Origin of the sequence: Candidatus Sysuiplasma acidicola, assembly GCA_019721035.1 — an archaeon.
GTDB lineage: Archaea > Thermoplasmatota > Thermoplasmata > Sysuiplasmatales > Sysuiplasmataceae > Sysuiplasma > Sysuiplasma acidicola.
In genome coordinates this window covers 21,514-45,824 of the sequence record JAHEAA010000011.1, presented here as the reverse complement: position 1 = coordinate 45,824, position 24,311 = coordinate 21,514, and the positions used below count along the sequence as shown (strand labels likewise).

The following is a 24,311-nucleotide window of genomic DNA, read 5'->3' as shown; positions in this document are numbered from 1 at the left end:
GGACGCCGTGAATGCGCCGGGTGTATCATCTATAACTGAAAGAGAAAGTCGCCTGGCTATTTCCACTCTGACTGCCTGAGGTGCCGGCCGTTGCGCCGCGCTCCTGCATATCGCGCAAATCCTTCAGTCTTACAATACTGACCTGCAGATCGTCGATAAGACTCTTCAGCCCATCCACGTGGCCGTCTCCTACGATGACGGCGACGTTGCCGCTGTCTTCCGCAATTTTTCTGATCCTGTCGGCCATGTGCGTGTTCCTGTCGTCAATGAGCACCTTCTTCAAGGAAGGGAAACGCCTGCCGAACTCCTCTATATATTCGGCACCGTTTTCCTCGTACTGTTTCAGTTCCTTCTCGATTTTCTTCTTCCTGGTAAAGCGGGCCATGAATGAATTGATCAGAAGGTACACTTTCTCTCTCAGTGACATTGACTTGAATGCGCGGTCGAAAAACTCGCTGGCATTCATGTCTATGCAGTATATCCTCGCACCTATCAGCTGCGCCGCCTCATACGCCGCAAGCATTTCAGAGCCGACGGTCGTTCCGTAACTTTCTGCCATCTTTGACTGAAAATCTCCGAGAGATTTGTATGTGCGCGATGTAACTTCGCCATGCTGCTTCGTCAGGAGTCCTGCGAGCCTGCACTCGTCGAGTTCGAGACAAACTGCGCCGGGTTTCGCATCAATCACCAGCGATTTCACCGCTCCACCTATGTCAAAGACATGGCCGACTCCGATGAGCACGATCATATTTTTCAATCCACGCCAGGGCTATATCAATGTTGCTGGCAAGCCGCCTGCAGTCATTCCTCCTTCCAGCTGAACACCGCCATTGCCGCCACGAAGAACAGGGCTGCCAGAATAACTGAAACAGCAGCATCGAACAGCGCTTCTGCATTGTTTGTGTAAATCATCACGGAGTTTAGTCCGTCTATGATGTAATAGAGAGGAAGGACGTGCGCAATGCCCTGCAGCCACGATGGCATCGTGGAAACCGGGAAAAATGTGCCTGCAAGAAACATCATGGGAAATGTGATTATGTTGCCTATGACCGACGCTCCTTCTTCAGTTCTTGCCAGTGCTCCTGCTAGCGTGCCGAGCGAAACAAACAGCACGACACCAATCAGTATGAACGGCAGAATCAGAATCGTCAGTATCACGTGCGCGTGGAACAGGACCACTCCTGTCAGAATCATCTCAGCTGCAGAGAGAAGGGCAATGATGAACGAACCTGTGAATCGTGAAAAGAGCCATTCGCCCTTTGTCAGCGGCGTCAGCGAAAACTGTCTGAAAATCTTCTCCTTCTTGTATGAACTCACGATGTATGTCATCATGAACATGGGGGAAGTAAGAATCGTAAATCCAATCAGTCCTGGTATGAGGTAGTCGATATAGCTCGTGGCGACGACGGAATTAGTGCTCTGAATCACGCTTATGACGCTATGGGCGCCGCTAATCCGGGCGTTGAAATGTTCAACAACGAGGTTGATCGCCTGCTGGGCAATCTGCGCTGAAGACTGTGCCGGGTTGTAGTAAAACGGCAGGCTCGTGGTTGTATTGGTCTGAACGGCATTAGTGAAGCCGGCCGGAATGACCAGCGCGGCCGTTACGGAGTGTTGCGTGACGTAGTGCTGCACATTTGCATCTGCGGGGATCATATGCACCTTAACAAGATGCGTCTGGTTCAGTGCTGTAAGAAATTCGGAAGTAATACTGGTTGTTCCGTTCAGATTCTGCACATACAGCGGAACGCTTCCGCCGGTTCCTCCAGAGAAGATGGAACCGAACACAGCAATGAGAATTATCGGGAATATGAATGTGAAAAATACACCCTCGCGGCTGCGTGTGAAATTCTTGAAGTATATGACGAGATCGCTCAGTATATGTGAAAGTTTCATCAGTCTGCCTCCACCTTTCCCACCATTCTGACAAACACGTCCTCGAGTCCTTCCTTCCTCAGCTCCAGAACATCCAGTTTCGCATGTTCAGACTCAACAACCCTGAGCACATTCACTATGTTCTCATTCGCATCTATTTTGACATCCACCAGTCCGTCGGCGCTCGTGCATTCCAGGCCCGTTGCACTCCTGATTCTGGAAGCGAGCCCGGGATTTCCGCTTATTCTGAGGTAGAGCCCGTTTCCGTGCTCCCTGATTATGTCATCCGGGGTGCCTTCGGCGAGCATCCTGCCGTGGTCAACGATACCAACTCTGTCTGCCAGCCTCTCGGCCTCCTCCAGATAGTGCGTCGTCAGCAGTAGCGTCTTTCCCTCGGACTTCAGCCTCTTTATAACATCCCACATGTTTCTTCTGGCCTGAGGGTCAAGACCGGTGGTCGGCTCGTCGAGAAAGATCACTTCCGGATCATTTACCATGGAGAGACAGAGCCCAAGCTTCTGTTTCTGGCCCCCGGAAAGATGCTCAAAGTAGACATTGGTCATGTCAGTCAGGTCCACCAGTGAAAGCAGCTCTTTTGAGTTGTCGCGCACACCGAACAGTATACAGTAATGGCGTATGGCTTCCCTCGGCGTTATCTTGCCTATGAAATTGAATCCCTGCGGTATGACGCCGACCCTCTTCCTGAGTTCCAGTGTGTTTTTCCATGGATCCATTGACAGGATGGATATGCTTCCAGCGTCTGGATGCCTGAGTCCCTCTAGCATTTCTATCGTTGTCGTCTTGCCGGCGCCGTTGGGTCCGAGCAGGCTGTAAACCTCTCCTCTCCTGATATTGAGTGTGAGACCATCCACCGCCTTTATCTCGCCGTAGCTTTTGACGAGCCCATGAGCTGCAATAGCAATTTCGCTCAACGTAATACCTCTTCAGCACCTGTCAGTGCACTTCTTTTTCTAACGGAACAGGCTATTTATAGATGTGGCTGCGCTGATCAGATTCACTGCCGAAGTGAATCATCAATAAACTTCAGCACCTTCGCCGGCAGCCGCCAGCCCGAAGATCCGAAATTCTCGGCCAGGTGATTGAAATCGATGGATTTTGGTATGGGCAGCGCATGTTTGCACATGAGCCAGTTAAGCGCAACCTGCGACCGTGTTCTGGCCACCATTTCGGATGCTTCGGCCAGGACTCTACCGACCCTGCCTTCGAAGACCTTTCCCTTCGCTAGCGGTTCATATGCGATGATGCCTATGCCATGCTTTCTGCAGTATTCGGTGAGTCCGTTTTCCGGCTCCCTGTGGGCCACGCTGTACGAGACCTGGTCAGAGAAAATATCGTGCCTTGAGAGGTAGCTGCGTGCATCCTCCAGAAGCTCCACTCCGAAGTTGCTTACGCCGATATGTGTAATCACACCGTCATCTGCGAGTTTCTCCATTGCCTTCATTGTTTCGCGCAAGGGTATATCGTCGCTGGGCCAGTGTATCTGATAGAGATCTATGTGTTTCCGTTTCAGCCTTTTCAGGCTTCTGCGTGCAGCACTCAGCAGATCATCATACCGTAGATTTGTCTGCCAGACTTTTGTTGCAATGAAGACATCGCTGTCTCCCGCGGCGATGCCGACGAGTTCTTCGGAATGGCCGCCTCCATACATCTCGGCGGTGTCTATGAGACGATAACCCATGCCAATCGCCTTCTTTATCGCGGCGATATCTGCGACGTCATGCGAGCTGTCCGGCGTGAAGCTGCCGCCAATTCTCCACGTTCCCAGGCCGATATCCGGCATCGCGACTTTCTTTTTGACCCCAAACACCAGTGAATCCATTTTCTTCAACGGGTGTAATGGTTATCGCCTGATATGATTTTTGACCTTTCGTTTCATAAGGCTGAAAAACCAAAAAGGCTTCGGTGACTCTTAAATTAGCACTGTCTGTATACATAACATGAGGAAGTCTGTAATATGTTCTTCACAGGTTACTTCGGCCTGCAGGACTCCGTCATAGCCGTCACGATTGCGGCAATGGTCGTTTCGACAGTCAGAAAACAGCCTACGGATTCCACACACTGGATTCCATTCACTATGTTCAGTCTGATGCGTCTGCTTGCCGGGGGAGCCGTTGTGCTCGTTTCCCTAATCACACCGTTCAGGCAGGACACAGTGCTGTATTATGCGTTATCCACTGTGGGAATGGTTATCACGCTCGCCGGAGCCGTCTTCTTCTTTGGAGCCAAGGCACCAGCATCACAGATCATAAGGGAAGGCGGCGATGAAGGACCCGAACTCTCGCCATCCGGTCTCTACCGTTTCTGCAGGCATCCCCTTTACTTCGGCGTCATACTGATTTCGGCGGGCGTGGCGGTGGATTTTGCGAGTCCTGCAGGTGCGGTGCTGTGGGCCGCCTTATTAGTTCCAATCGTGTTCATGTCCGTCAAGTCGATAGATGCGTACTGGGCAGCCAGAACAGGCTCCGTCTACGAGCAATACGCGAAACAGGTAAATTTGCTTCTCCCGTCGCGCAGAAAATCATGGAAACGCGTATTATAAATAAAGACGCTCAAGGCAGCGACCACAGATTTGCATTTCAGCTCAGTCACCTACTGGAAAGAATTTAACTTCAATGTGTCTCATGTCTGAATTATGCCTGTCTCCTTTTCCGCTCCCGGCAAGATCATACTGTTTGGAGAGCACGCGGTTGTTTTTGGCGAGGCCGCGATAGCTGTGGCCATCAACCTGAGGACGCGGACAGTCGTCACAGATGCCGAGGAAAACAGATTCAACGGTCTTCCGCTCAGAAGAGAAGCGCACGACTATCCATATTATTCATTCAACCTAACCGGAGCAGGTGGAAAGAGCGCTACAGTGGACTCCTCGATACCGGCAGGAGGAGGCATGGGCTCATCGGCTGCTCTTTCGACATCGCTCGTTGCCGCTCTCAACAATGACGGCAATGCAGCGAAAACCGCATCTATTGCCTTCAATGTAGAACTCTCTGCCCAGGGCAGGGCGAGTCCGCTGGACACTTCCACATCGGCCCACGGTTCCGGCGTTTACATCAGCAGTAATCCGGTGCCGTCGGAGCTGTGGACCGTGAGTGGTGGCGGCAGCACGTGGCACATAGGTCACGTGGACGTCAGACAGATGACTATCGTCGCCGGATATACCGGAGCAGGTGCCGCAACCGGTCCCATGGTCGCGAAGGTCAGAAGGCTATGGGAGAAGTACCCCACAGCGCGGGATGCGGTTTCCGAAATCGGCACTATAGCGCCGGATGCCATGAAGGCACTGCACAGCGGTGATACTGTTGCCCTGGGCCGACTCATGGAAAGGAACCAGCGCCTGCTTTCTGTGCTTGGCGTCAGCACGAAGGAGCTCGACCATCTGATTGAGGCTGTGAGGCCTTTCTCCTACGGAGCCAAACTAACCGGCGCGGGAGGAGGCGGATGCATGATAGCACTCACCGACAGGCCTGAAAAAGCGGCGAAAGCCATTGCCACGCGTGGCGGCATTCCGTTTATCTGCAGCACCGGAGAGGAAGGCCTGAGGAGGGATACGGTTGAAGGTTGACTCGATATTCGAATGCGCATGGATCATGACTCCGTCGGGAAATGTGGTCAGGCGCGGCGAGTCGATGCGCGATGTGCAGTTCGCGGAAGATGCTGCAATCGCCGTTCTCGACGGTAGAATCGTGGCCTGCGGAAGAAGGGCAACAGTCAAATCGGCGCACAGCGGAAGGATTGTGTCTCTTGGCGACAGGACAGTCATACCGGCTTTCGTAGACTGCCACAGTCACGCACTGTTTGCGGGCAGCAGGGAGAAGGAGCTTGCAAGAAAATTGAACGGCGAGTCATATATGGATATACTCAGGAGCGGGGGCGGAATACTTCACACGTTGACAAAGACTAGGGAAGCAGAGGAAGACCGGCTGATATTGGAGACAGTTCCGAGGCTGCGCGGAATGCTGGCCGGCGGAACCACGTGCGTAGAGGTAAAGAGCGGATACGGACTCAGCCTGGAGCACGAACTGAAGATGCTCGATGCGGCGAACAGGCTCTCCTCCGCGAACCAGACGGTCGTGCCCACGTATATGGGCGCACACGCCTTTCCTCCTCATGCAAAAAGGTCTGAGTACATATCTGAAATAATAAATTCGCATCTCCCTGTCGTCCATGAAAGAGGACTGTCGGCCCTTTGTGATGTTTTCATCGAGGACGGCGCATTTACTCCGGACGAGGGGCTGCGCATCCTTTCCGCGGCCGCCGGACTCGGATTCAGACTCACGGCGCATATAGATGAGTTCTCATGCACGGGCGCCGCAGAGGATATTGCCGCGCTCGGGGCAGTCAGCGTATCACATCTTGCTCACACTCCAAGAAGCAGTTTTCCGGCTCTTGCAGCGAGCGGAACGACAGGCATAGTGCTGCCCTCCACGCCTTTGTTTTCCATGTCCCGGCGTTTTCCAGATGCGTCGTCCATGGTTTCCGAAGGCATGTCTGTAGCCATCGGCACAGACTTGAGTCCCAATTCATGGAACGAGAGCATGATGTTTTCATGCATGCTGGCCGTTTATGCCTGTGGACTCAGGCAGGAGGAGGCGCTCACTGCCGCCACGCTGAATTCGGCCGGCTGTATCGGCATGTCTGGAGAATTGGGCAGTATCGAGGCTGGGAAGCGGGCCGATTTCATCTGTCTGGATATCGATACACCGGGCAAGATTTTCTACAGAAACTCCGATCGCATGATCCAGGCAGTGTATTCAGGCGGTGTCAAAGTCCGGCGCAATACGGTATGATTCTCATTCGGTGAATTTTTAACCGGATATTTGGCCGGTTAATTTTATTAGCCGTAAGAGGGCTCAGTTACCCCACAATCATTCTGATTGATTCAAAGAGCGGACAGTATGGATGATGCACCGACGGAGCAGATGAGCGAAGTACGGCCGAGTCTGAGCGCCCTGATTAATTCGATGACCGAAGCTGTCGTCATAACAGACATGAGGATGCGCATTCTCGAATTGAACAGAACGGCAGGAGAAATGCTCGGTGGTCAGGAAGCTGGCATGGAGCTGAATCTGGGTAGCAGTGAATGGGAGAATTCGAAGCTCGACGCTCTCCTTCATCTATCGACTGGTAAGAGTTTCGAATTCCAGTGCAATATTGCTGAAAGGCAATGCACCGCGACATTCACACCCGTTATAACCGGAGAAGAAGTCAACGCTGTCTATTGCCAGATCAGGCAGACTGCCGAGTCAGAAACGCCTGACGGAAAGCTGTCTGCATTTCTGAACGCGTTCAGCGAACCTCTCTTCATAATGACAAGGCAGGGAAAGATTGCCGACTGCAACGCAGCCGCCGCATCACTGACTTCATCGATTGGTTTTGAAACCTGCAGAGGCATAGAATTTCTCGAGATGGTCGGAAAATCCCACAGGGTTGACTTTGTTGAGATGTTCAAGAAGTGCCAGTCCGAAGGTCACGCGGCACAGGCAGAGCTGGAGATGTCCGGCCCACAAGGTAAATCGGTTTCAGTTCAGTTTGCGATGTCTGCCATCGGTGCTGTTACAGTGGCGGGTTTGTTTCTGCTCTGCGTGCAGGGGGCGAAGGAGAAGGGTGTTCGTGAGGGCGGGACGTCTGAAGATGAACGTGCTGCGGGCCGCAATGTGGGCCGGCTCATGAAGGAACTCCACCCGTTCACAGAGAGAAGCACATATTTCAGCATCCTTGCCGGAAAGCTGTCGGAGACCGGAGTTGCAGATGCCGTGATCATTTTCAGTAATGAGGGGGATAAAATAAGCGTTATCGCGCAGGCTGCCTGTCCGCCTGCTCTCTCCAGGCGGATTCTTTCCCGTGACTATGATTTTCCTTTCGAAACCCCTCTTGTAAGAAGCGGCGTGCCCGTAATTATTGACCAGGTGAGCCCTCATTTCCAAGAGTTCTGCAAGCTGTACAGGGGATACTCGTCAATGCTTATTGTGCCTGTGAAGACAGGAAGGGCAGTTGCGGGTTCGATAGCCGTGCTTCGCAGGGAAGATGGAAAAACAGTGGCAGAAGACCTCACATTCCTAAGGGAGGTATCCGACATGGTCGGAGACAAGCTGCCAACCTTCGTACGAATAGAGGAACTCAGGCACCTGAATCTGATGTTTGAACGGCTGGATGGCCTGGCATCACGCTTTGAAGCGGAGGCGAGGCTAAGCATGCTCCACGCCTCCATTGCAAGGGAATACAGGCTGCTGCTGCATGCGGAGACATCCTGCACCTTCTTTCAACGTCCGGGTGCAATGGCATTTGTCTGCGTTGCTTCCGAGGGACACAGGCTCAGACACACCGCGGGCGAAATGCTGTCCCTTCCTCCCGAATTCCTTTCCGCCATACCGGAAACAGTGGAGAAGGCATCGGCGCGTCATGAGACGCTATTGCACATGCTCGGGTGCCAGGACGGGAACGTCGTGTACATTATACCGCACAATGCCGCAGGTTATCGAGGTTTCACTGCAGCTGTATTGGCAAAAGGCCGTGAGCCTGACTGGATGGAGCTCTCTATCGCAGAACGATCCAGGCGTCATGTCGACTACGTTCTCTCTGCTGCAGAACGCATTTCGTCACTGGAGATGGCTGTTCACAGGGCCCGTCTTCTGAATCTGGTATCGGAAGCATGTATTTCAGCATCAGATCCGGCGACAAGGCTGGAACTGCTAATGAGATATCTCACGGATGCCATTCCAGATTCTGACGCAACCGCATGCGTAGTGCGGGGGAACAGCATTGTTTCACGCACTGTCTACAGGAAACCACGGCCGTCGTCGCGTATCCCCACCCTGCCGGCGGGATTGGATGAGCATATAATTGAAGCATCACGTTCTATGAAGACTTCGCTTATCAAAGGCTCAATCGCTTCCGCACAATCGTCTTCTACCGGGGGTCCGGACTCAAATTATCTTCTCGTGCCGGTATGCGGGCATGAGGGAGGCGCCACTGTTGTTGTCATCAGCGTGCAGCACTTGAGGCGGCTGGAATACGGGGAAATCGAATTCGCCGAATTCCTTTCCGCGGCTGCAGTGGAATACGGCAGAACAACCGGCGAAGCGCTGCGTAACGTCTCTGAATCCACATTTGCATCTTCCCTCTCCTCACTGCTGGGCGGAGTGCTGTCGGCTCCCCCTGAAATACCGTTTCCTGCAGCATTCTCGTCGGAGATCAGCAGATTCGTTCCGCACGACGACCTGCTGCTGCTCGTCGAGGAAGGTGACGGTTTCGGGCGGAAAGTTTTCTCGCTTAAAACGAACGCTTCCAGGACAAAGGGAACTATCATTTCACTTGCAGAAATCGAAGAGGTTCTGGAAAATGACGGAATGCGGCAGGATGAAGGAGCAACACAGATTACATCGCTCTTCGGTACTGTTAAGGGTCATGCAATTGCGCACCGTCTGCGCGACCGTTCAGGCCGCACTGCCGGAATCCTGATGCTGTGGAGGAATGCGTCCGGTGCCTTCAGTGACTACGAAAGAAGACTCGTGCACTCGGCCGTTCTAGCAGCTTCCGGTGCGCTCTGCCGCAACCTGTCCTGAACTGAAGCAATGTCCCCGGCACCGGATCATATCAGATCTTCGAATTCCTTGACCAGCTGCGGATATTTTGACCTGACCGCCTTGAGTATTTCCCTGGTGGACAGATTCTCCATCGTCGCGCCCGAGAGGGCATCTATGAGCATGTCCAGCGTGTGGTCGTCAAGCGATATCAGTTTCTCCTTGGCCATGTAATCCCTGTAGAGCTTCTCCTCAAGAAGATCGCGCCATCCCTCTTCGTACCTCTGCAGAAATTTTTTTGAAACATCGTGCGCCCTGACAGACTCAGCGGCTACCCTGCCGCAGACGCTGCCTGCGATAACGCCATTGCTAATCCCGCCGCCGGTCAGCGGATCTATCATGCGGGCTGCATCACCCACCAGCATGATGCCGTCTGCCGTCACGCAGTCAAGCGGGGCACTCACAGAAACGCCGCCGCTCACAGTCTCTAGTATTTCGGCATTCCTGAAACGCTCGTCTTTTTCTATGAATGCATCCAGGTAATCCTTCGCCTCGTTTGGACCTTTTATTCTCGACAGAAGCAGCCCGATGCCAACATTCGCCGTATCCCTGCTCTTTGGGAATATCCAGACATATCCGCCCGGAGCAACGGAGCCTATGTAGAAATCAGTGAACCGCGGATCCAGATCCAGTCCGACCATCCTGTACTGCAGATTGGAGGTGGTATCCCTCGTCTTCAGATTTGTGTTAATGCCAGCCCATCTTGCAACCTGTGATTCGAAGCCGTCGGCTCCGACAATCAGCCTGGCCGCAACATCATGATACTCTCCCATTCTCCTGACCCTTACGCCTGTAATCTGGCCGTCGTCCCTGAGCAGTGATGTCACCGCAGTCTTGGTCGTAATCTCTGCGCCGGCTCTCGCGGCAAGCGTTGCGAGGTGCTTGTCAAAGGCATCTCTCTCAATGACTGCACCAACTTCATCCCCTGCATTCTTCGCATCAATCAGTATGTGCTTCCCGGATGGACCAAAAATCCTGGCTCCCGTAACCTCATTCACGAACCAGGACGGATCAGGCTTAATGTCGACGTGCTTGAAAATCTCCATCGACACTCCTTCGCCGCAGCGTACAGGTGAGCCTATCTCCTGCCTCTTCTCGACCAGCAGCACTTTCGCTCCATTCATGGCTGCGTATCTCGCAGTCGTGCTGCCCGAAGGGCCTGCCCCCACGACAACGACGTCGTATTCGTCCTTGAAGAACATATGAACACCAGTTTGGAACGGTTGATCGGCTAGCCTGTATTAATTCATTTCAGGTATCGGGAAGCCAGTGCAGACGCATCAGGACTCCGGGCCGCAGAATCACGCTGTGGCCGCAACAGGCACTTTCTGTCCTCTTGTCCTGATCAACGAAAGCGCGCCTACCGGACACGCTTTTACACAAAGACCGCAGTCTGTGCAGTCGTCGTTGAAGTCCAGTATGACCTCATTGAGGTATATTGCGTTTGCAGGGCATGCCCCGACACACGCACCGCAGTGCATGCATCTGTCGTCGTTCAGCTCTATCACAGTACTACCTTCGCGTTTAACAGGCGAACTAGTATTAAATGAATTGTATGTAAAGACCTCTGCCTCACCTGTATTTTTGAATGCTGTTCATGTGTGAGATCGGAATAAGTTTAAATTCAATGTAGTGATTTCCACTACAAATATATGAATCTTATTAAGCTTCTGGGGGAAAATCTGGACGAGTTGCGCAAGGAATACGAGAGCGTCATCGGTGTCCTGAGGAACTGCGGCCTGTCTGAATATGAGGCACGTTCATACATGGCGCTCGTCGTGCTGGGTTTCGGCACACCTCAGAGAGTTGCCGAGGTCGCTCAGATACCCAGAACGTCCGCCTACAAGGCACTGACGATGCTCGAAGGGCGTGGCTATGCTACAACTTCCCAGGGGAAGCCCCGCGTGTTTCACCCGGAGGATCCGCTGGCAAAAGGGGATGAGGTTGCAGAAAACATCAGGGAGGCATTCAGAAAACTGTCACTGGTCAGCGGCATGCTGAGTGAGAAGGGAGTGCCACAGCTCATTTACACGATAACCGGACAGGAAAAGGTCATGGAGAAAATTGCCGAAATGATAGACGGGTCGGTGAACAGACTCATCATTTCCACACCAGCCATCAGGGACATAAGGAAGAGTTTCGGGAAAAAGTTCAGCGATGCCAAGAAGCGCGGTGTGAAGATAACGGTAATAACAGCCCCATCAGTGAAATTGCCGGAGCACACTGAGAGCTACAGGGTTACCGAACTGCTCGCCACAGACATAGTGTGTGACGGCAAGAAGGCGCTCATTGCATCGCCGGACCTTTCCGCCTGCGGATTCTCAGACAACTCCTCGCTTGCCGAGCATCTCGAATCTTTCCTCAGGCTGCTGACAAACAAGCTCGCTCTCAACACTCCGCAGCCTTCCGAGTCCTGATTACTCTGTTGTCTGATCCGCACTCTCGCTCTTCATCGATCTGACGATCCTGTTCATGCGCCGTTCCCTGCTGGAACTTGCCCTGAGGAATGCTTCGTCCCTCGTTTCCTCGGTCACCAGTATGACCACCCTGCCCACAGAGCTTCTGCCTGTCCTTCCCTTCCGCTGTATGTATCGTATCTCGCTGGGAATCGGTTCGTAAAATACCACCATATCCACGTCAGGCACATCGATGCCCTCCTCACCGATGCTGCTTGCGACGAGCACGCTGTACTTCCCGGCTGAGAAGTCGGCAATCGTCTTCTTCTGTTCTTTCTGCTTCATGCCTTTCTTCTCCCCCCGGTCTGCCTGTCCTATGAATCTGGCAAAACTAATGCCTCTCTTCTCCAGTTCGGGCACGATGGTCTCTATGGTATCCCTGTACTGGGTGAAGACCATTATGAGGCTGTCCTTCTTGATACTCAGCTGTGCTTCCACAATTTCAGTCAATCGCTTCAGCTTGGGGTGTGAAATGGCCGTTGTTCCGGCCAGAGCTTCGCTGACTTTCTTCATACGCTCATCGCCGATGAAGCTCTTCTCCACCTTGCTCTTCTCCGAGGATGCCTGCATTCTCGTAAGGTAGAGACGCAGCGGCTCAATACCCTGCGTTTCCAGCAGCTCGGAGCAGTGGTATGCGTGTATCGCCACCACGCTGTTGTGCATCGCACCGAACAGATATCCTCCTTTCTTTTTCCTGCCCATTATTGATGCCCTGACGGACAGAAGATCCTTGCGCGAAACCATGTCTGCTTTCTTGTACCGCAGGAAACCCATGCGCTGCAGTTTCACGATCTTTTCATGAAGAAGTTCGTCAATGGGCTTCAGCAGTCTTCTCATTTCAGGACTCAGCTTCACCCGTTCGATTTCCTCGTCGACGTTCTTCACGTACGAATTGACATCTATGTCCTTCCTTTCCCTTATCTCAACTTTTTCGATGCTGAGAGCCGAGAGTATGTCCTCTATCTTGGCTTTCTTCGAACCGGGGGAAGCGGTAAGGCCAAGGATCCTTGCTCCCGCCTCCCTGCATTGTTCAGCGACGTTTACGTAGGAATAGTTGCCCACTGCCCTGTGCGCTTCGTCAAAGATGCAGATGGCCACACTGCTCAGGTCGTAAAGTTTCTCCTTCAGGTCATTTTCGATGACCTGCGGTGTGGCGAAAATCACTTTCTTCATTTTCCACAGTTCCTTTCGTTCCGAAGGCTTCGCCGAGCCTGTGAAGAGAGCAAATGATTTCAGTACAAACATCCTGTTGAAACTCTCCAGATGCTGCATTGCAAGCGGTCTCGTCGGGGCGAGAAACAGCACCTTCTTTCCGCCCAGCCTTATCATCTCGGCCGCAGCCATCATGGCGATCAGCGTCTTGCCGAGACCCGTTGGTATCACGACAAGCAGGTTGTTTTTGACTGCAATGCCGGACAGTTCCACCTGAAAATCCCTGTACTGCACCTTTCCGGTCTCTATGAACGGATGGGAAACAAAACCGTCCTTCTCCTCGAGTCCGCGACTCGTATCTATGACTGCAAAATCAAAAAGAGTCGACTGACCGTCTGGCACATCGATGCCTATTGCTTCACCAATATTTGATTGTGACTCATGGCTTTATCGGCAAGCGTGCAGTCCGGACCTATTATGCTGCCGCTGACAGTGCATCCGCATCCCACTCTCGAGTCCTTCATGATCACACAATTGTCCAGAACGCTCCCTTCCCCAATCGAGCATCCTCTCTCGACATAAACGTTCGGACCAATCCTGGTTCCCCTGATTTTTGCCCCCTTTTCGATCGAGACGGGCCTCTCTATCAGGCACCCCTCAAGTTTCACTCCCTTCTCTATACCCCTGCTCTCTGCGATCAATACTGTGGATTGTGCGCGGAGGTATGAATCCAGCGAGCCGCAGTCAATCCAGTAGCCGTTGAAACGGTATCCGAATATACGATCCGAGCACAGTTGGGGAAAGATCTCTCTTTCAAGCGAAAATGTACCGTCATTCATGAAGTCAAGCACGCTCCTGCGCATGACGTAAGTTCCGGCATTAATGAATCTGCTCACCGCCTGTTCCTTTTTCGGCTTTTCCATGAAACCGGTTATCCTGTCATCCGTGTCGATTTGCAGCACCCCGTAGGGCTCCGGGTTGTCCACCTCCCATGCAGAAATGGTAGCTATTGCACTCATTTTTCTGTGAAATGAAATGATATCCGGAACATTCAGGCTGGAAACAACATCGCCGTTGAACACGACAAACTCTTCGTCAAGTTCGTTGCGCAGGTTCCAGAGTGCGCCGGCCGTGCCAAGGGGACTCTCTTCAGTTACGACCTGTATATCTCTCCCGGCAACTGCATAATCTGTTTTAAAATAATCTGAAAGTTCCTGAGCCCTGTATCCTGCAGCTATAAACACCCGCTCTATGCTGTCCGGTATGCTGTCCACTATTCGCCTGATGAGCGGTATGCCTGCGAGCCTCACAAGTGGTTTGGGCGTACTGTTTGTCAGGGGCCTGAGCCTTGTCCCGAGACCCCCTGCGAGAATGACTGCATCGGTCAAGGAGTTTAACATCCTTTTCGGGTGGAACAGTTCAGGGGGATATGGATACTACGTTGTTTCCTCTGAGTATGACTGAGCCGATCTTCCTGGTCTGATCCGCCGTTCTCTCTTCCGTATCTTCCAGCACCAGGTTCATGAATTCGTCGTAACCGACGAGTCTGCCTTCGAGCATCCTGCTGTCCTTGAGCAGTAGCGTTACACGTTTGTTAAGTGATTTCTCGAGCAACACCAGCGGCATTACCATAAATATCGTAAATTGAACATGCACATGAAATTTAATGCTTTCGCCCATTCCGCTCAACGTTGTTCAAAATGAAAATAAGGTAAAGTGTTTGTTCGCTACTCTTCGCAGGGGTGGCTGCTCAGTAATCTTCTCCGCCCATTCCACCCATGCCGCCAGCTCCGCCCTTTGGCGGCGCCATGTCCTTTGCCTTGGACGCTATGACGTCGTCAATCTTCAGTATCATGACGGCGGCGTCTGTGGCAGAATGGATTGCCTGCCTGCCAACTCTAATCGGCTCGATGACTTTTTCTCTCTTCATGTCGCCGACCTTGCCCGTTATCACGTTAACTCCAGCAGAGACCTGTCCGTTCTTGTGCGCCTTCCTTATGTCGATGAGTATGTCAATCGGGTCGAGGCCTGCGTTCTCGGCGAGCGTTGTGGGCACAACTTCAAATGCCTCCGCATACGCCTCGATTGCAATCTGCTCCCTTCCGCCCACGGATGTGGCATAGTCCCCGAGTTTAAGCGCCAGCTCCGTTGCCATTGCACCTCCCCCGTAAGTCATTCTGCCGTCCTCTATCGCGACAGCGACCACGCTGGTGGCATCCACTAGCGATCTCTCTATTTCGTCAACGACATGCTCAGTCCCGCCGCGTATCAGTATTGAAACGGCCTTCGGATTCTTGCATCCAGTGACAAAAGTCATTCTGTCGTCGAGAACCTTCTTTTCCTCCACAGACTGTGCGTTTCCCAGGTCCGACGAAGTGAGGTCGTCTATGCGGCTGATTATGTTTGCACCGGTCGCCTTGGAGAGCTTCTCCATATCCGACTTCTTCACTCTCTTCACGGCGTAAATCTTCTCTTTCGAGAGATAATGCGCTGCAAGATCATCTATTCCCTTCTGGCAGAAGAGCACGGTGGCGCCACTCTGTTTCACTTTCTCGACCATGCGTTTTATCATGTTTTCCTCTTCGGCAAGGAACTGCTGCAGCTTCGACGGATCGGTTATCTCTATCTTGGCATCAATTTCGGTCTTCTTGATTTCGAGTGCCGCGTCGAGCAGTGCTATTTTCGCTTTCTCAACGACCTTGGGCATGGCCGTGTGCGACGCCTCCTTGTCCACTATGATGCCTTCAATGAGCTCTGTCTCGTCGATGCTGGCACCGTGCTTCTTGACAAACTGTATGTTGTCGTCATCAACAACGTATTTTCCGTCCCTCTCCTCGGCTACCGCAGTCACGGCGTCGACAGAAATCTTGGCCAGCGTCTCCATCGAGCTGCTTGCGCTCTTGCTGTACATCGCTGTTCTTGCGATGTCATTCAGTATGTCCTTGTCTTTCACCGACACGGGGAGTGATGCCTTCTCGAGCACTTCGATTGCCTTGCTCTCAGCCATCCTGTATCCTTTTATGATTACGGTGGGGTGAACATTCCGCTCTATGAGCGACTCGGCCTTCTTCAGCAGTTCTCCGGCAAGAACGACAGACGTCGTCGTGCCGTCTCCGGCCTCTTCATCCTGTGTTTTAGCAACTTCGATAATCATCTTCGCGGCCGGGTGCTCGACTTCGAGCTCCTTCAGGATCGTCACGCCGTCATTTGTTATCGTAACGTCTCCGAGGCCACCCACGAGCATCTTGTCCATACCCCGGGGTCCAAGGGTTGTTCTCACGGCGTCGGCAATGGCCTTTGCCGCGGAAATGTTTTCAAATTGGGCCCCCTTGCCCTTTTCCCTTCTCGTTCCTTCCTTCAAAACCAGTATTGGTGTATTTCCAGCTTGTCCTATCATTTTCTTACCTCATACTTTATCAGGGAACCGGACATCGCCATAAGCGGTGTGTCTGATTTACGTCCTGAACTTTGATGTTGGTAAGTAAGCACTTCTATAAAAGCATTGCTACGATTTTTCCTTTTATGCCGGCAGTTGAAGTTTTTTGCGAAAAGCCTTTGTAAATTTCGAGTTGATGATCAATTCTCGCGCAATATTCAGAGGTGCTTCCGGCGAGCTGACAGAACCGTTTTCTCTCCGATACCCGTTGAACGCGATTTATACCTCCATTTGAGTTGTTCGACGCTTGAACAATTTTGTCGAAGCACGTGCCCACAGCCCGGACCCATCCGGTTCAGGGAGAGAAGGCTGGCGAGTCATCTGACCGTAGATATGTTCATTCGCCAATGCGTCGCAGAACTTTCAGCGCGTTAAGTGTGATAATCTTACTGGGCTCCCCGGCCTTCTCAATGGCAAACGGAATCGCAGCCTCATTCGGATGAAGCTTTACCCACTTGGCCAGAGGGCTTTCGGCATCAGGATTCACAGCATCGAGGTTCCATCTGCCGTCCTGCCTCCTCTTTTTCTTCAGTGTGGAAATGGCGTAACCCAGCCTCCTGTCATCAGTATATCCCAGTGCAGTCATGAAATCAAGGCCAACAAGAAGGTCATAGTAATAGTGAACAGGATAATGGAAGCGATACCATGGTCTGTAGCGGTCTCCCTGCTTGTGTAGTTCGCGCTCCAGGAAGAATTCTGCGGCATTCTCAACGGCATTTTTCATGCTCCGTGTCCATTTTTGACGTGGATACACTGCAAAAGCACTGAGAGGTTCCCAGGAATCGAGATTTCTTCCTTTGTCTTTCCCGAAGTTCCCGCACGACCATCCGCCACGTTCTGACTGGTTCCTGACAAACCACTCGAATGCCCTTTTCACCTTTGGATGATCCGCATATCCAAACTTGACCAGGGCCCTGGCTGTGTTGCCTGCCACGCAAAGGTGGCCATTTTTCTTGCTGAACGCACTGAATCCGCCGTCTTCCGTCGCAAAATCTTTAATCCAGATCTGACAGGCTTTTTCGATACGTGGTTCCTCCCTTGTGAGGCCCAAATCTGATAAAATCAAAAGCATCCAGTTCGTCGAAACATATTTTGGGCGGTAGAGATTCTTTTCGTTCACCCAAAATCCACGGGGGGTTTGCTTTTCCAGTATGTCCCCAGCCCAGCCGACTCTTGCAATGTTCTTCCTTGCAGACTTCACTTCGGATGTCGTCTCCGGCGTACCCAGCAGCTCAGTCATAGTCAGGAATCTCATGGACGGCTGGTCTTCACCAAGAAGCCAGTCGATCACAGAGTTTTTCAAGATTATTTCCTTCCTTTGAAATTGAGATCAGTTCTTTCTCAGTGATCCACCGCCAGCCTCTCTTGAAAGTCTGAGCATGTCCTCAGCCAGCTCGCCGGGTTTCGTTATCATCGGGTAATGTCCGGCTTCAATAACCTTGTTAGGGCCATCCAGTTTTCCTTTGAGAATTTCCTCCACATTGTCTCCGCCTGCTGTGCAGAATATGTAAGCGCTCCTGATTGAGTCAAAGTTCTCGGACAGTGTCACAGGATCTGTCATGTGACGCAAAGGCCATGGAGTTGCCTTGGACAGCAGCCATTCGCGATATGCACCCGAAACGTCTTTCCCGATGAGGTCCAGAATCTCCCCGGTAAGGGGTATAGCCAGTGCATCCGGCGGCGGGGAAAACTCAGCGGGACTGAAACTCCCCTGTGGCGTTCTTATCTTTTCGGGTCTGAATGCATCCAGATAAAGCAGCAAACTCACTTTTTCCGGCGCACGATCCGCCACAGCCGCCACAACCTTTCCGGCGAAGCTGTGTCCTACCAGCACGACATCGTTCAGATCGTTATAATCAATCACGTTGAGAACGTCCTGTATTGCAGTCTCGACGCCAACGTCTTTCGATGCCAGGTGTACTCTCTCTCCCATTCCGGTCAGCGTAACCGGCCAGACAGAGTGGCCCTGCTCCTCGAGCTTCGGAATCACTCTCTTCCACACCCACGACCCAAGCCATGCACCAGGCACCAGAACAAACTCCGTCATGGCATGCGCAGATTCGAATAAACTTTATCAACCTATCATCAAGGGAGCCGAAAGACACGCCACTGCCCGCGAAGACGCGGAAGCTGGCCGGACATCATTCTTCCGAGATTCCTCTGCAGTCGATTCAGGGAAGCGAGGAAACTTCTATCAAACCGCTCTCGATCATCTCATCGGCCTTTCTCTTCATCAGCTGTAAATCGAAGCAGTAATATGTGTCCTGCGGCCAGTTCATTTTTCCTACTGCTCTCTTCAGCATGGCGATAGTTGTCTCACGCTCGTTTTTCTGATGGTGCACGAATGCGGCGGCATAGAGTATGATGCGCTTATGACTGCCATGATTGCCATAGCTCTTAGAGACAGGATTAAATCCATTCACACCACTACCAGTCCGAGAAGCAACTGGGAAGATGGCAATCTGGAAGATTGAGATAACACAAACCGACTGCCCTATGGTTGATACAACTAAGATGTTTTCGAACACCTTCATTTTGATGGTGAATACACAAATAATTGATGAAAAGTTTCAATATCTATTCAGTCTTGTCAGCTCACCGACTGCTAAGGAACTGGGAGATGCAATAAAATTTCTTTCCTTTCATCCCAAAGTTTACCACTTCACCCTTCTATCTAAGTTCAGGAACGTGGCGATAGCATCTTACAGGATGACACAGACATCAATGTACAGGAAGACCGAGAGCCTTGGTTTTCGGCTGCACCCTATCCTCGTTATGAACGGTAATGAAAGATGGTTCTTCGTGAATGATGCCGGCAAGGAAATAAGTGAGTCGCTAATTAACGACAAATTCACGAAAGTACTGAAAATTGAGAGACTGAGCCAGGAACGGTTCTCGCTGGAGTATCCCTGGATATTTTACAAATTCTATATGACCGCTCTCCTGAAGGGATTTTCCGAGAAAGATGTCAAATTCCTGAAACTCGCGAGTGAACAGGGGTTCTTTGACTGGCCCAGAGCCACTACACTTACCGAACTCAGCAATAAGATGGAACTTCCAAAGAGCACACTCTCATACAGGGTCAGAAAGCTGCAGAAGAATGTGGCAAAATTGCTTTCCCAGGATTTTTCGGCATTTAAGGAAAGCTGAAAATACATACTATGATTGAACCGTGCTGACATCTTATCAGCCGGTGCACGACCAGTAGCTTCAGGCAGTTTTTGCTCATATTACACAGTTGCACTGGTTCAACAAAATCACTTGAGGATATAAGCTCATTACAGACGACACAGGCGGCCGGGGAAAACAGTTCACTCGTGATGTCACGGACTGCGTCTGATGACAATTTACTGCCCCCGGGGGCAATGAACGGTGTCTCGAGCAAGGCTGAACGTGGAAGCGTTCATCGATAGGAATTGAAGCGACCGAAAGGTGACTCGAAAAAGAGGGGAATAAATAAAATGGCATCTTCAGCAGTTGCAAAAGAAAATGTGGGCCAGAAAGGATATGTGGAAGTTAAGAATGAGTTCGGCAGAGTTTTCAGGGTAGGCGAAACACCAAAACAGATTTTGGGCTATTCCAGAATGGTTGTTATTATCGCCGCATGGGTGGCAATGATGCTTGCCGGCCTGCTCGAATATACATGGGGAGCACTGAGCGGAGATCTTGCGGCAGGCCACCACTGGGGGCTTGGCGAGATTGGCTGGCTGTTTTCCACCTTTGTCATATTTGAGTCGTTTGTACAGATTTTTACCGGAATGCTGAGGAACAAAGGACTGCTTCCGGTGAGATGGGCCACGATTCTTGGGGGAATCATATGCGGCGTAGTGGCGTATGGCTGGTTCGCAGTGGTCCCCAATGGTCCTGTGGGCGCATTTGAAGCATTCCTATCATACGCGGTTCTTGGAGGAATCGGCTCCGGGATGGTCTATTCTGGTGCCATCAACATTGTTGCCAAATGGTACCCGGAAAAGAAGGGGTGGAGAACAGGCTTTGTAAATGGTGGCTGGGCATATGGCGCCGTCCCCTTCATTCTCGGATTGGGGGCTGCCACGACTGCAGGCGGAGCTCCTAGTCTGCCGCTTGGAAACCCGTTGAACTTCTTTGGTACCGCCAATGGCTACATTTTGTTCCAGGGAATCATGATGACCGTGTTGATAGGCATAGCCGGATTTTTCATGAAAGACCCTCCGAAAAACTGGTGGCCCAAGGACATAGATCCACTGAGCTGGCGGAAGAAATCGACACGCGATCTGTTGAGCAATCCTCCCGCGCTTAAACATTACACGCTGAGGGAGATGTGGGGAACCAGGCAGGCGAAGTGGATTGGTCTTCAGTATGCATTTTTCATAGGTTCGTCCCTGTTCGGTGTTGCGTTTTACTATCCGTTTGCCATTGCGATGGGCCTCGGAACGCTTGCTGCGGTAGCCGGTTTTGCCGGTTTCGCACTGACCGATGGCATTTTCAGACCATTTTACGGCTACCTTTCCGAATTCATAGGCAGGAAAAATACCATGTCGTTCGGATACTCGATGAATTTCATCTTCCAGCTCGGGACTCTGCTCTCCGGTCTCGACCACAACACAATCATGTTTGTGTTATGTGCAGTGATATCAGGTGGATTCTCGGGAACCAATTTCCCAATGACGGCAGCAATGGTCGCAGACTACTATGGAGAAACAAACAACGCCACCAACTATGGATCAATTTATGCATTCAAAGCGCTGGGAGGCAGTTTCTCAAGCGGAATTGCAGGCATTATAATGACGGGCACTGTCTTCGCAACAGCGTCACCTACTACTCCAGAGTGGATCAGGGGTTTCGTGTTTGGCGCGCTTCTCGCGCTTATTGCAGCCCTCATCGTAACATTCCTTGCAAAGAGACCGACTGCAGAGGATCTTCACAAAGCGGAAGAGAAAGCGGCGGCCGCAGAGAAGAGAAAAGCCGTCGCGAGAGCGGGAGAGCATCACGGATAGTGCGCTCAAACAGCAGTATAATTACCTTCCGCACCGCTCAAACCTTTTCCTCTTTCACACATCAGAATTATCTGTCTTTACTGTAACTTGGATGTAAATCAGATTCAAATCAGACGATGTCTCAAACTTCGGAGTCCAGAATAGCCTTTCGTGCAATGCGCTGAGTTCTGTAATTCATATAAATCAAAAAGAACAGCCCTAAGGCAAGAGTGAATGCCCCCATGACGGCGCTGAAGCCGATGCGGCCCGTCTCCATTAAAGCCAGGACCATGTTTACGACTCCGATTATGCTCAATAATAGACCAATGCCTGTAAAATAAATCATCGCCGTTATGTCGTAGCCTGTCACTGTTCCCAAGCCAACGCATGAACAACGGCTGCCAGGGTACATGCACTCGCTGGAATTCACATGCCATAGACGTGAATGACCGCACTTTGCGCATTTCATAGTGCTACTCATTTCCATTATACTCTCACAAACAATTTAACCATATGGCCGTGAAATAGTCTCTCCGAACCGGGTAAAAAGATAATGGGCAGTAATATCCAATACGCTCCCGTCCTGCACTGAGCACCGACTGAAGGCGTACGGATGCCGCAGAGATTGAAATCTTCCGGACGGAAGTTTCTGAAATGTTTCAGGAAAGTTTGAACGGTTCGATCTTTCCGCTCTCGATCATCTCATCGGCCTTTCTCTTCATCAGCTGTAAATCGAAGCAGTAATATGTGTCCTGCGGCCAGTTCATTTTTCCTACTGCTCTCTTCAGCATGGCGATAGTTGTCTCACGCTCGTTTTTCTGATGGTGCACGAATGCGGCGGCATAGAGTATGATGCCCTGCTGAACGCTTTTTTCAGCACCGCTCGCCTTATGCCACAACCCCTCGACGACTTCATGCACCTCCCAGAACCTTTCCTCGTTGAAGAGCTGCTTTGCATGTTCGAGTGTCTCCCCGATGCCGCCAGTCTCCTGCACGTCATCAGAGAGCACCGAGACTGTTAGCACCCTGTCTATCCTTGAAAGCAGGCGCACCGCTTTCTCCCCGGCTTCCCCCTCAGGTGCAAAAAAATCGATTTCAACGGCCACACCAGATATGCGCGAGCTGTTCAGCCTGCATCCGAGCCTCTCCAGCGCCGAGCGCATCCTCTCCCTGACCTTCGCATACTGTGATATTTGTATTGAGTCGGAATTTGCGATCCTGACGAGATATCTCTTCCCGTTCATGCAAGCCCTTATGTCCGCCGGTAAATAATTGATTGCCGAATGCCGGGAGCCGCTGCACGGTGCCATGCAGCCGGCGGGGCATCAATCTACATATATCCCTTCCTTCTACTTTGGGTTCATGAGGAACACGGCAGGTGACGGTCTGTACTCCGGCTCTCTCGCCCGAGGCTGCACCCAGTGCATAAGGGGGGCGAAGATGGTGCTCTTTGTCACGGGCGTATGTGACGTCGGCTGTTTCTACTGCCCGGTTTCCTTCAAGCGGGCGAACGTCGACGCAGTCTATGCAAACGAGAGACTCGTCTCGTCGGATGATGACATACTGGACGAGGCTAGACGGATGCGCGCGCTCGGCACCGGCATCACCGGCGGAGACCCGCTCATAGTGCCAGAGAGAACGGCACATTATATTTCGCTTCTCAAGAGCGCCTTCGGCCGTTCGCATCACATTCATCTCTATACGGGCAGGCCGAACCTGCGCGCTCTGCCTCTCATAGCCGGTGCCGGACTCGATGAAATCAGAATTCACCCCCCGGAGTCGACGTGGAGCAGATTCCCCGGAACCAATTTCGACAGAATGCTCAGGGAGTCACGCGCGCTGGGCATGAGAGCGGGACTGGAGGTGCCTGCGATACCGGGCATGGAGCGCGACCTGTCAGAGCTGATCGAGGCGGCGGCACGCTCCGGCGCGCAGTTTGTCAACCTGAATGAGCTGGAAATGTCAGAGAGCAACGCAGCGAATCTGCGCTCGAAGGGATACGAGCTCGCCAACGACTATTCCAACTCGATAGCGGGCAGCGCCGCCACGGCTGAGAACACGGTGCGCGGTCATTTTTCTATACCGGTGCACTACTGCCCTTCCGCCTTTAAGGATTCGGTGCAGCTGCGCGAGAGGATGAAGCGGATGGCCGATGTCGTAAAGTGGAGCGGCGACGTCGTGACGGAGGACGGCACGCTCGTAAGGGGCGTGATTGAGACATCCGAACTCGAACGCTCTCTTTCGGAGATAAAGCGGAAGTTCAGCATACCTTCAAAATTCATCAGGGCCGATCATGAGCGCGGGAGGATTGAAATCGCGCCATGGATTGCCGAGGAGATAGCTCCAGACGTGGGCGCAGAAACATTCATAGTGGAAGAATTTCCGTCCGCCGAAAGGACCGAAGTCGAAAGGCGCTCTCTCACGCGACGCTGACGCTCTGTATGTTGTGATGTCTGTTAACTATGTCTCTGGCGATCCTGAGATTCTTGCCCTCTTTTCCTATGGCCCTGCCTTTGACTGCGGGATCGACTGTAACCGTCGCATGCATTATGTTACCCCGCTCCTCGAGCACCACGTCCTTCACTCCGTAATTGTGGAATACATTCTTGACGAACTGGACGGGCTCGTCTGAAAATTCTATGATCTGTATGTCCTTTCCAGTAAGCTGTTTCATTCTTATCGCGTTCGCGCCCTTCGCGCCTACGGCCCTCTGCGCCTGTCCCTGAACGACCACGAAGACGAGCTTGTCAGGCGTATCCAGGCAATCCTTCACCTGGCAGTGTGTCACGCTCTCAAACATCGATATGTACCGCAACGTGTCCGAATTGAATTTCATATT

24 protein-coding genes are annotated in these 24,311 nt (G+C 52.1%); 8 read left to right on the top strand and 16 right to left on the bottom strand.

Translation table 11 applies throughout. The annotated features are described in order from the left end of the window. Positions 1-25: 25 nt before the first annotated feature. The 4 genes from KIS30_06390 to KIS30_06375 all read right to left on the bottom strand — a co-directional run bounded on the left by KIS30_06390 (position 26) and on the right by KIS30_06375 (position 3,715). Positions 26-748 (bottom strand): TraB domain-containing protein, encoded by a 723-nt coding sequence (locus KIS30_06390; protein MBX8646365.1) that lies wholly within the window; start codon positions 746-748, stop codon positions 26-28. A gap of 53 nt (positions 749-801) precedes the next feature. Then, complete coding sequence (locus KIS30_06385) at positions 802-1,896, bottom strand: ABC transporter permease (GenBank protein MBX8646364.1); 1,095 nt, start codon at positions 1,894-1,896, stop codon at positions 802-804. Then, positions 1,896-2,807 carry an ABC transporter ATP-binding protein gene (locus KIS30_06380; GenBank protein MBX8646363.1) on the bottom strand — a complete coding sequence of 304 codons (912 nt, stop codon included), beginning with the start codon at positions 2,805-2,807 and terminating at the stop codon, positions 1,896-1,898. The genes KIS30_06385 and KIS30_06380 overlap by 1 nt, the downstream gene beginning before the upstream one ends. An 83-nt stretch (positions 2,808-2,890) precedes the next feature. Continuing rightward, entirely contained in the window at positions 2,891-3,715 is an 825-nt protein-coding gene (locus KIS30_06375) for an aldo/keto reductase (protein ID MBX8646362.1), read from the bottom strand. 135 nt (positions 3,716-3,850) lie between these two features. On the opposite strand from KIS30_06375, the gene KIS30_06370 reads away from it, so the two are divergent. The 4 genes from KIS30_06370 to KIS30_06355 all read left to right on the top strand — a co-directional run bounded on the left by KIS30_06370 (position 3,851) and on the right by KIS30_06355 (position 9,455). Continuing rightward, on the top strand, positions 3,851-4,435 hold the full coding sequence (locus KIS30_06370; protein ID MBX8646361.1) for a DUF1295 domain-containing protein: 585 nt from the start codon (positions 3,851-3,853) through the stop codon (positions 4,433-4,435). A 93-nt stretch (positions 4,436-4,528) separates the two neighbouring features. Beyond that, a complete protein-coding gene (mvk, locus tag KIS30_06365; protein MBX8646360.1) occupies positions 4,529-5,455 on the top strand; it encodes a mevalonate kinase in 927 nt (308 codons plus the stop codon). Beyond that, positions 5,445-6,680, top strand: coding sequence for an imidazolonepropionase (gene hutI, locus KIS30_06360; GenBank protein MBX8646359.1), 1,236 nt, complete (start codon positions 5,445-5,447; stop codon positions 6,678-6,680). Before mvk ends, hutI begins: the two co-directional genes overlap by 11 nt. A gap of 108 nt (positions 6,681-6,788) precedes the next feature. Then, positions 6,789-9,455, top strand: coding sequence for a PAS domain-containing protein (locus KIS30_06355; GenBank protein MBX8646358.1), 2,667 nt, complete (start codon positions 6,789-6,791; stop codon positions 9,453-9,455). 26 nt (positions 9,456-9,481) lie between these two features. On the opposite strand, the gene KIS30_06350 is transcribed toward KIS30_06355, so the two are convergent. Together KIS30_06350 and KIS30_06345 are read right to left on the bottom strand one after the other, a co-directional pair. After that, complete coding sequence (locus KIS30_06350) at positions 9,482-10,675, bottom strand: NAD(P)/FAD-dependent oxidoreductase (protein ID MBX8646357.1); 1,194 nt, start codon at positions 10,673-10,675, stop codon at positions 9,482-9,484. 99 nt (positions 10,676-10,774) lie between these two features. Further along, complete coding sequence (locus KIS30_06345) at positions 10,775-10,978, bottom strand: 4Fe-4S binding protein (protein MBX8646356.1); 204 nt, start codon at positions 10,976-10,978, stop codon at positions 10,775-10,777. A gap of 147 nt (positions 10,979-11,125) precedes the next feature. Here KIS30_06345 and KIS30_06340 point away from each other — a divergent pair, with 147 nt between their 5' ends. Then, positions 11,126-11,890: a TrmB family transcriptional regulator gene (locus KIS30_06340; GenBank protein ID MBX8646355.1), complete on the top strand. Its 765-nt coding sequence runs from the start codon at positions 11,126-11,128 to the stop codon at positions 11,888-11,890. On the opposite strand, the gene KIS30_06335 is transcribed toward KIS30_06340, so the two are convergent. The 7 genes from KIS30_06335 to KIS30_06305 all read right to left on the bottom strand — a co-directional run bounded on the left by KIS30_06335 (position 11,891) and on the right by KIS30_06305 (position 19,051). Next, complete coding sequence (locus KIS30_06335; GenBank protein ID MBX8646354.1) at positions 11,891-13,483, bottom strand: DEAD/DEAH box helicase; 1,593 nt, start codon at positions 13,481-13,483, stop codon at positions 11,891-11,893. It lies immediately after the preceding gene. 8 nt (positions 13,484-13,491) lie between these two features. After that, entirely contained in the window at positions 13,492-14,469 is a 978-nt protein-coding gene (locus tag KIS30_06330) for an NDP-sugar synthase (protein MBX8646353.1), read from the bottom strand. 31 nt (positions 14,470-14,500) lie between these two features. Beyond that, entirely contained in the window at positions 14,501-14,713 is a 213-nt protein-coding gene (locus tag KIS30_06325; protein ID MBX8646352.1) for an RNA-binding protein, read from the bottom strand. 118 nt (positions 14,714-14,831) lie between these two features. Further along, positions 14,832-16,478: a TCP-1/cpn60 chaperonin family protein gene (locus KIS30_06320; GenBank protein MBX8646351.1), complete on the bottom strand. Its 1,647-nt coding sequence runs from the start codon at positions 16,476-16,478 to the stop codon at positions 14,832-14,834. A gap of 376 nt (positions 16,479-16,854) precedes the next feature. Then, positions 16,855-17,820 carry a terpene cyclase/mutase family protein gene (locus KIS30_06315; GenBank protein MBX8646350.1) on the bottom strand — a complete coding sequence of 322 codons (966 nt, stop codon included), beginning with the start codon at positions 17,818-17,820 and terminating at the stop codon, positions 16,855-16,857. A gap of 27 nt (positions 17,821-17,847) precedes the next feature. After that, positions 17,848-18,564: an alpha/beta hydrolase gene (locus KIS30_06310; GenBank protein ID MBX8646349.1), complete on the bottom strand. Its 717-nt coding sequence runs from the start codon at positions 18,562-18,564 to the stop codon at positions 17,848-17,850. Positions 18,565-18,688: 124 nt separating this feature from the next. Then, complete coding sequence (locus KIS30_06305) at positions 18,689-19,051, bottom strand: hypothetical protein (protein MBX8646348.1); 363 nt, start codon at positions 19,049-19,051, stop codon at positions 18,689-18,691. Between the two features lie 4 nt (positions 19,052-19,055). Between KIS30_06305 and KIS30_06300 the strand changes: the two genes are divergently transcribed. Beyond that, complete coding sequence (locus KIS30_06300) at positions 19,056-19,667, top strand: helix-turn-helix domain-containing protein (GenBank protein ID MBX8646347.1); 612 nt, start codon at positions 19,056-19,058, stop codon at positions 19,665-19,667. 311 nt (positions 19,668-19,978) lie between these two features. Further along, positions 19,979-21,493: an MFS transporter gene (locus KIS30_06295; GenBank protein MBX8646346.1), complete on the top strand. Its 1,515-nt coding sequence runs from the start codon at positions 19,979-19,981 to the stop codon at positions 21,491-21,493. A 121-nt stretch (positions 21,494-21,614) separates the two neighbouring features. On the opposite strand, the gene KIS30_06290 is transcribed toward KIS30_06295, so the two are convergent. Next, complete coding sequence (locus KIS30_06290) at positions 21,615-21,851, bottom strand: hypothetical protein (protein MBX8646345.1); 237 nt, start codon at positions 21,849-21,851, stop codon at positions 21,615-21,617. Positions 21,852-22,131: 280 nt separating this feature from the next. Continuing rightward, a complete protein-coding gene (locus tag KIS30_06285) occupies positions 22,132-22,716 on the bottom strand; it encodes a DUF309 domain-containing protein (protein ID MBX8646344.1) in 585 nt (194 codons plus the stop codon). A gap of 118 nt (positions 22,717-22,834) precedes the next feature. Here KIS30_06285 and KIS30_06280 point away from each other — a divergent pair, with 118 nt between their 5' ends. Further along, positions 22,835-23,905, top strand: a complete 1,071-nt coding sequence (locus KIS30_06280) for a radical SAM protein (protein MBX8646343.1) — start codon at positions 22,835-22,837, stop codon at positions 23,903-23,905. Here the strand turns inward: KIS30_06280 and KIS30_06275 are convergent. Beyond that, positions 23,892-24,308, bottom strand: a complete 417-nt coding sequence (locus KIS30_06275; GenBank protein ID MBX8646342.1) for a NusA-like transcription termination signal-binding factor — start codon at positions 24,306-24,308, stop codon at positions 23,892-23,894. The genes KIS30_06280 and KIS30_06275 overlap by 14 nt on opposite strands. Positions 24,309-24,311 lie beyond the last annotated feature (3 nt).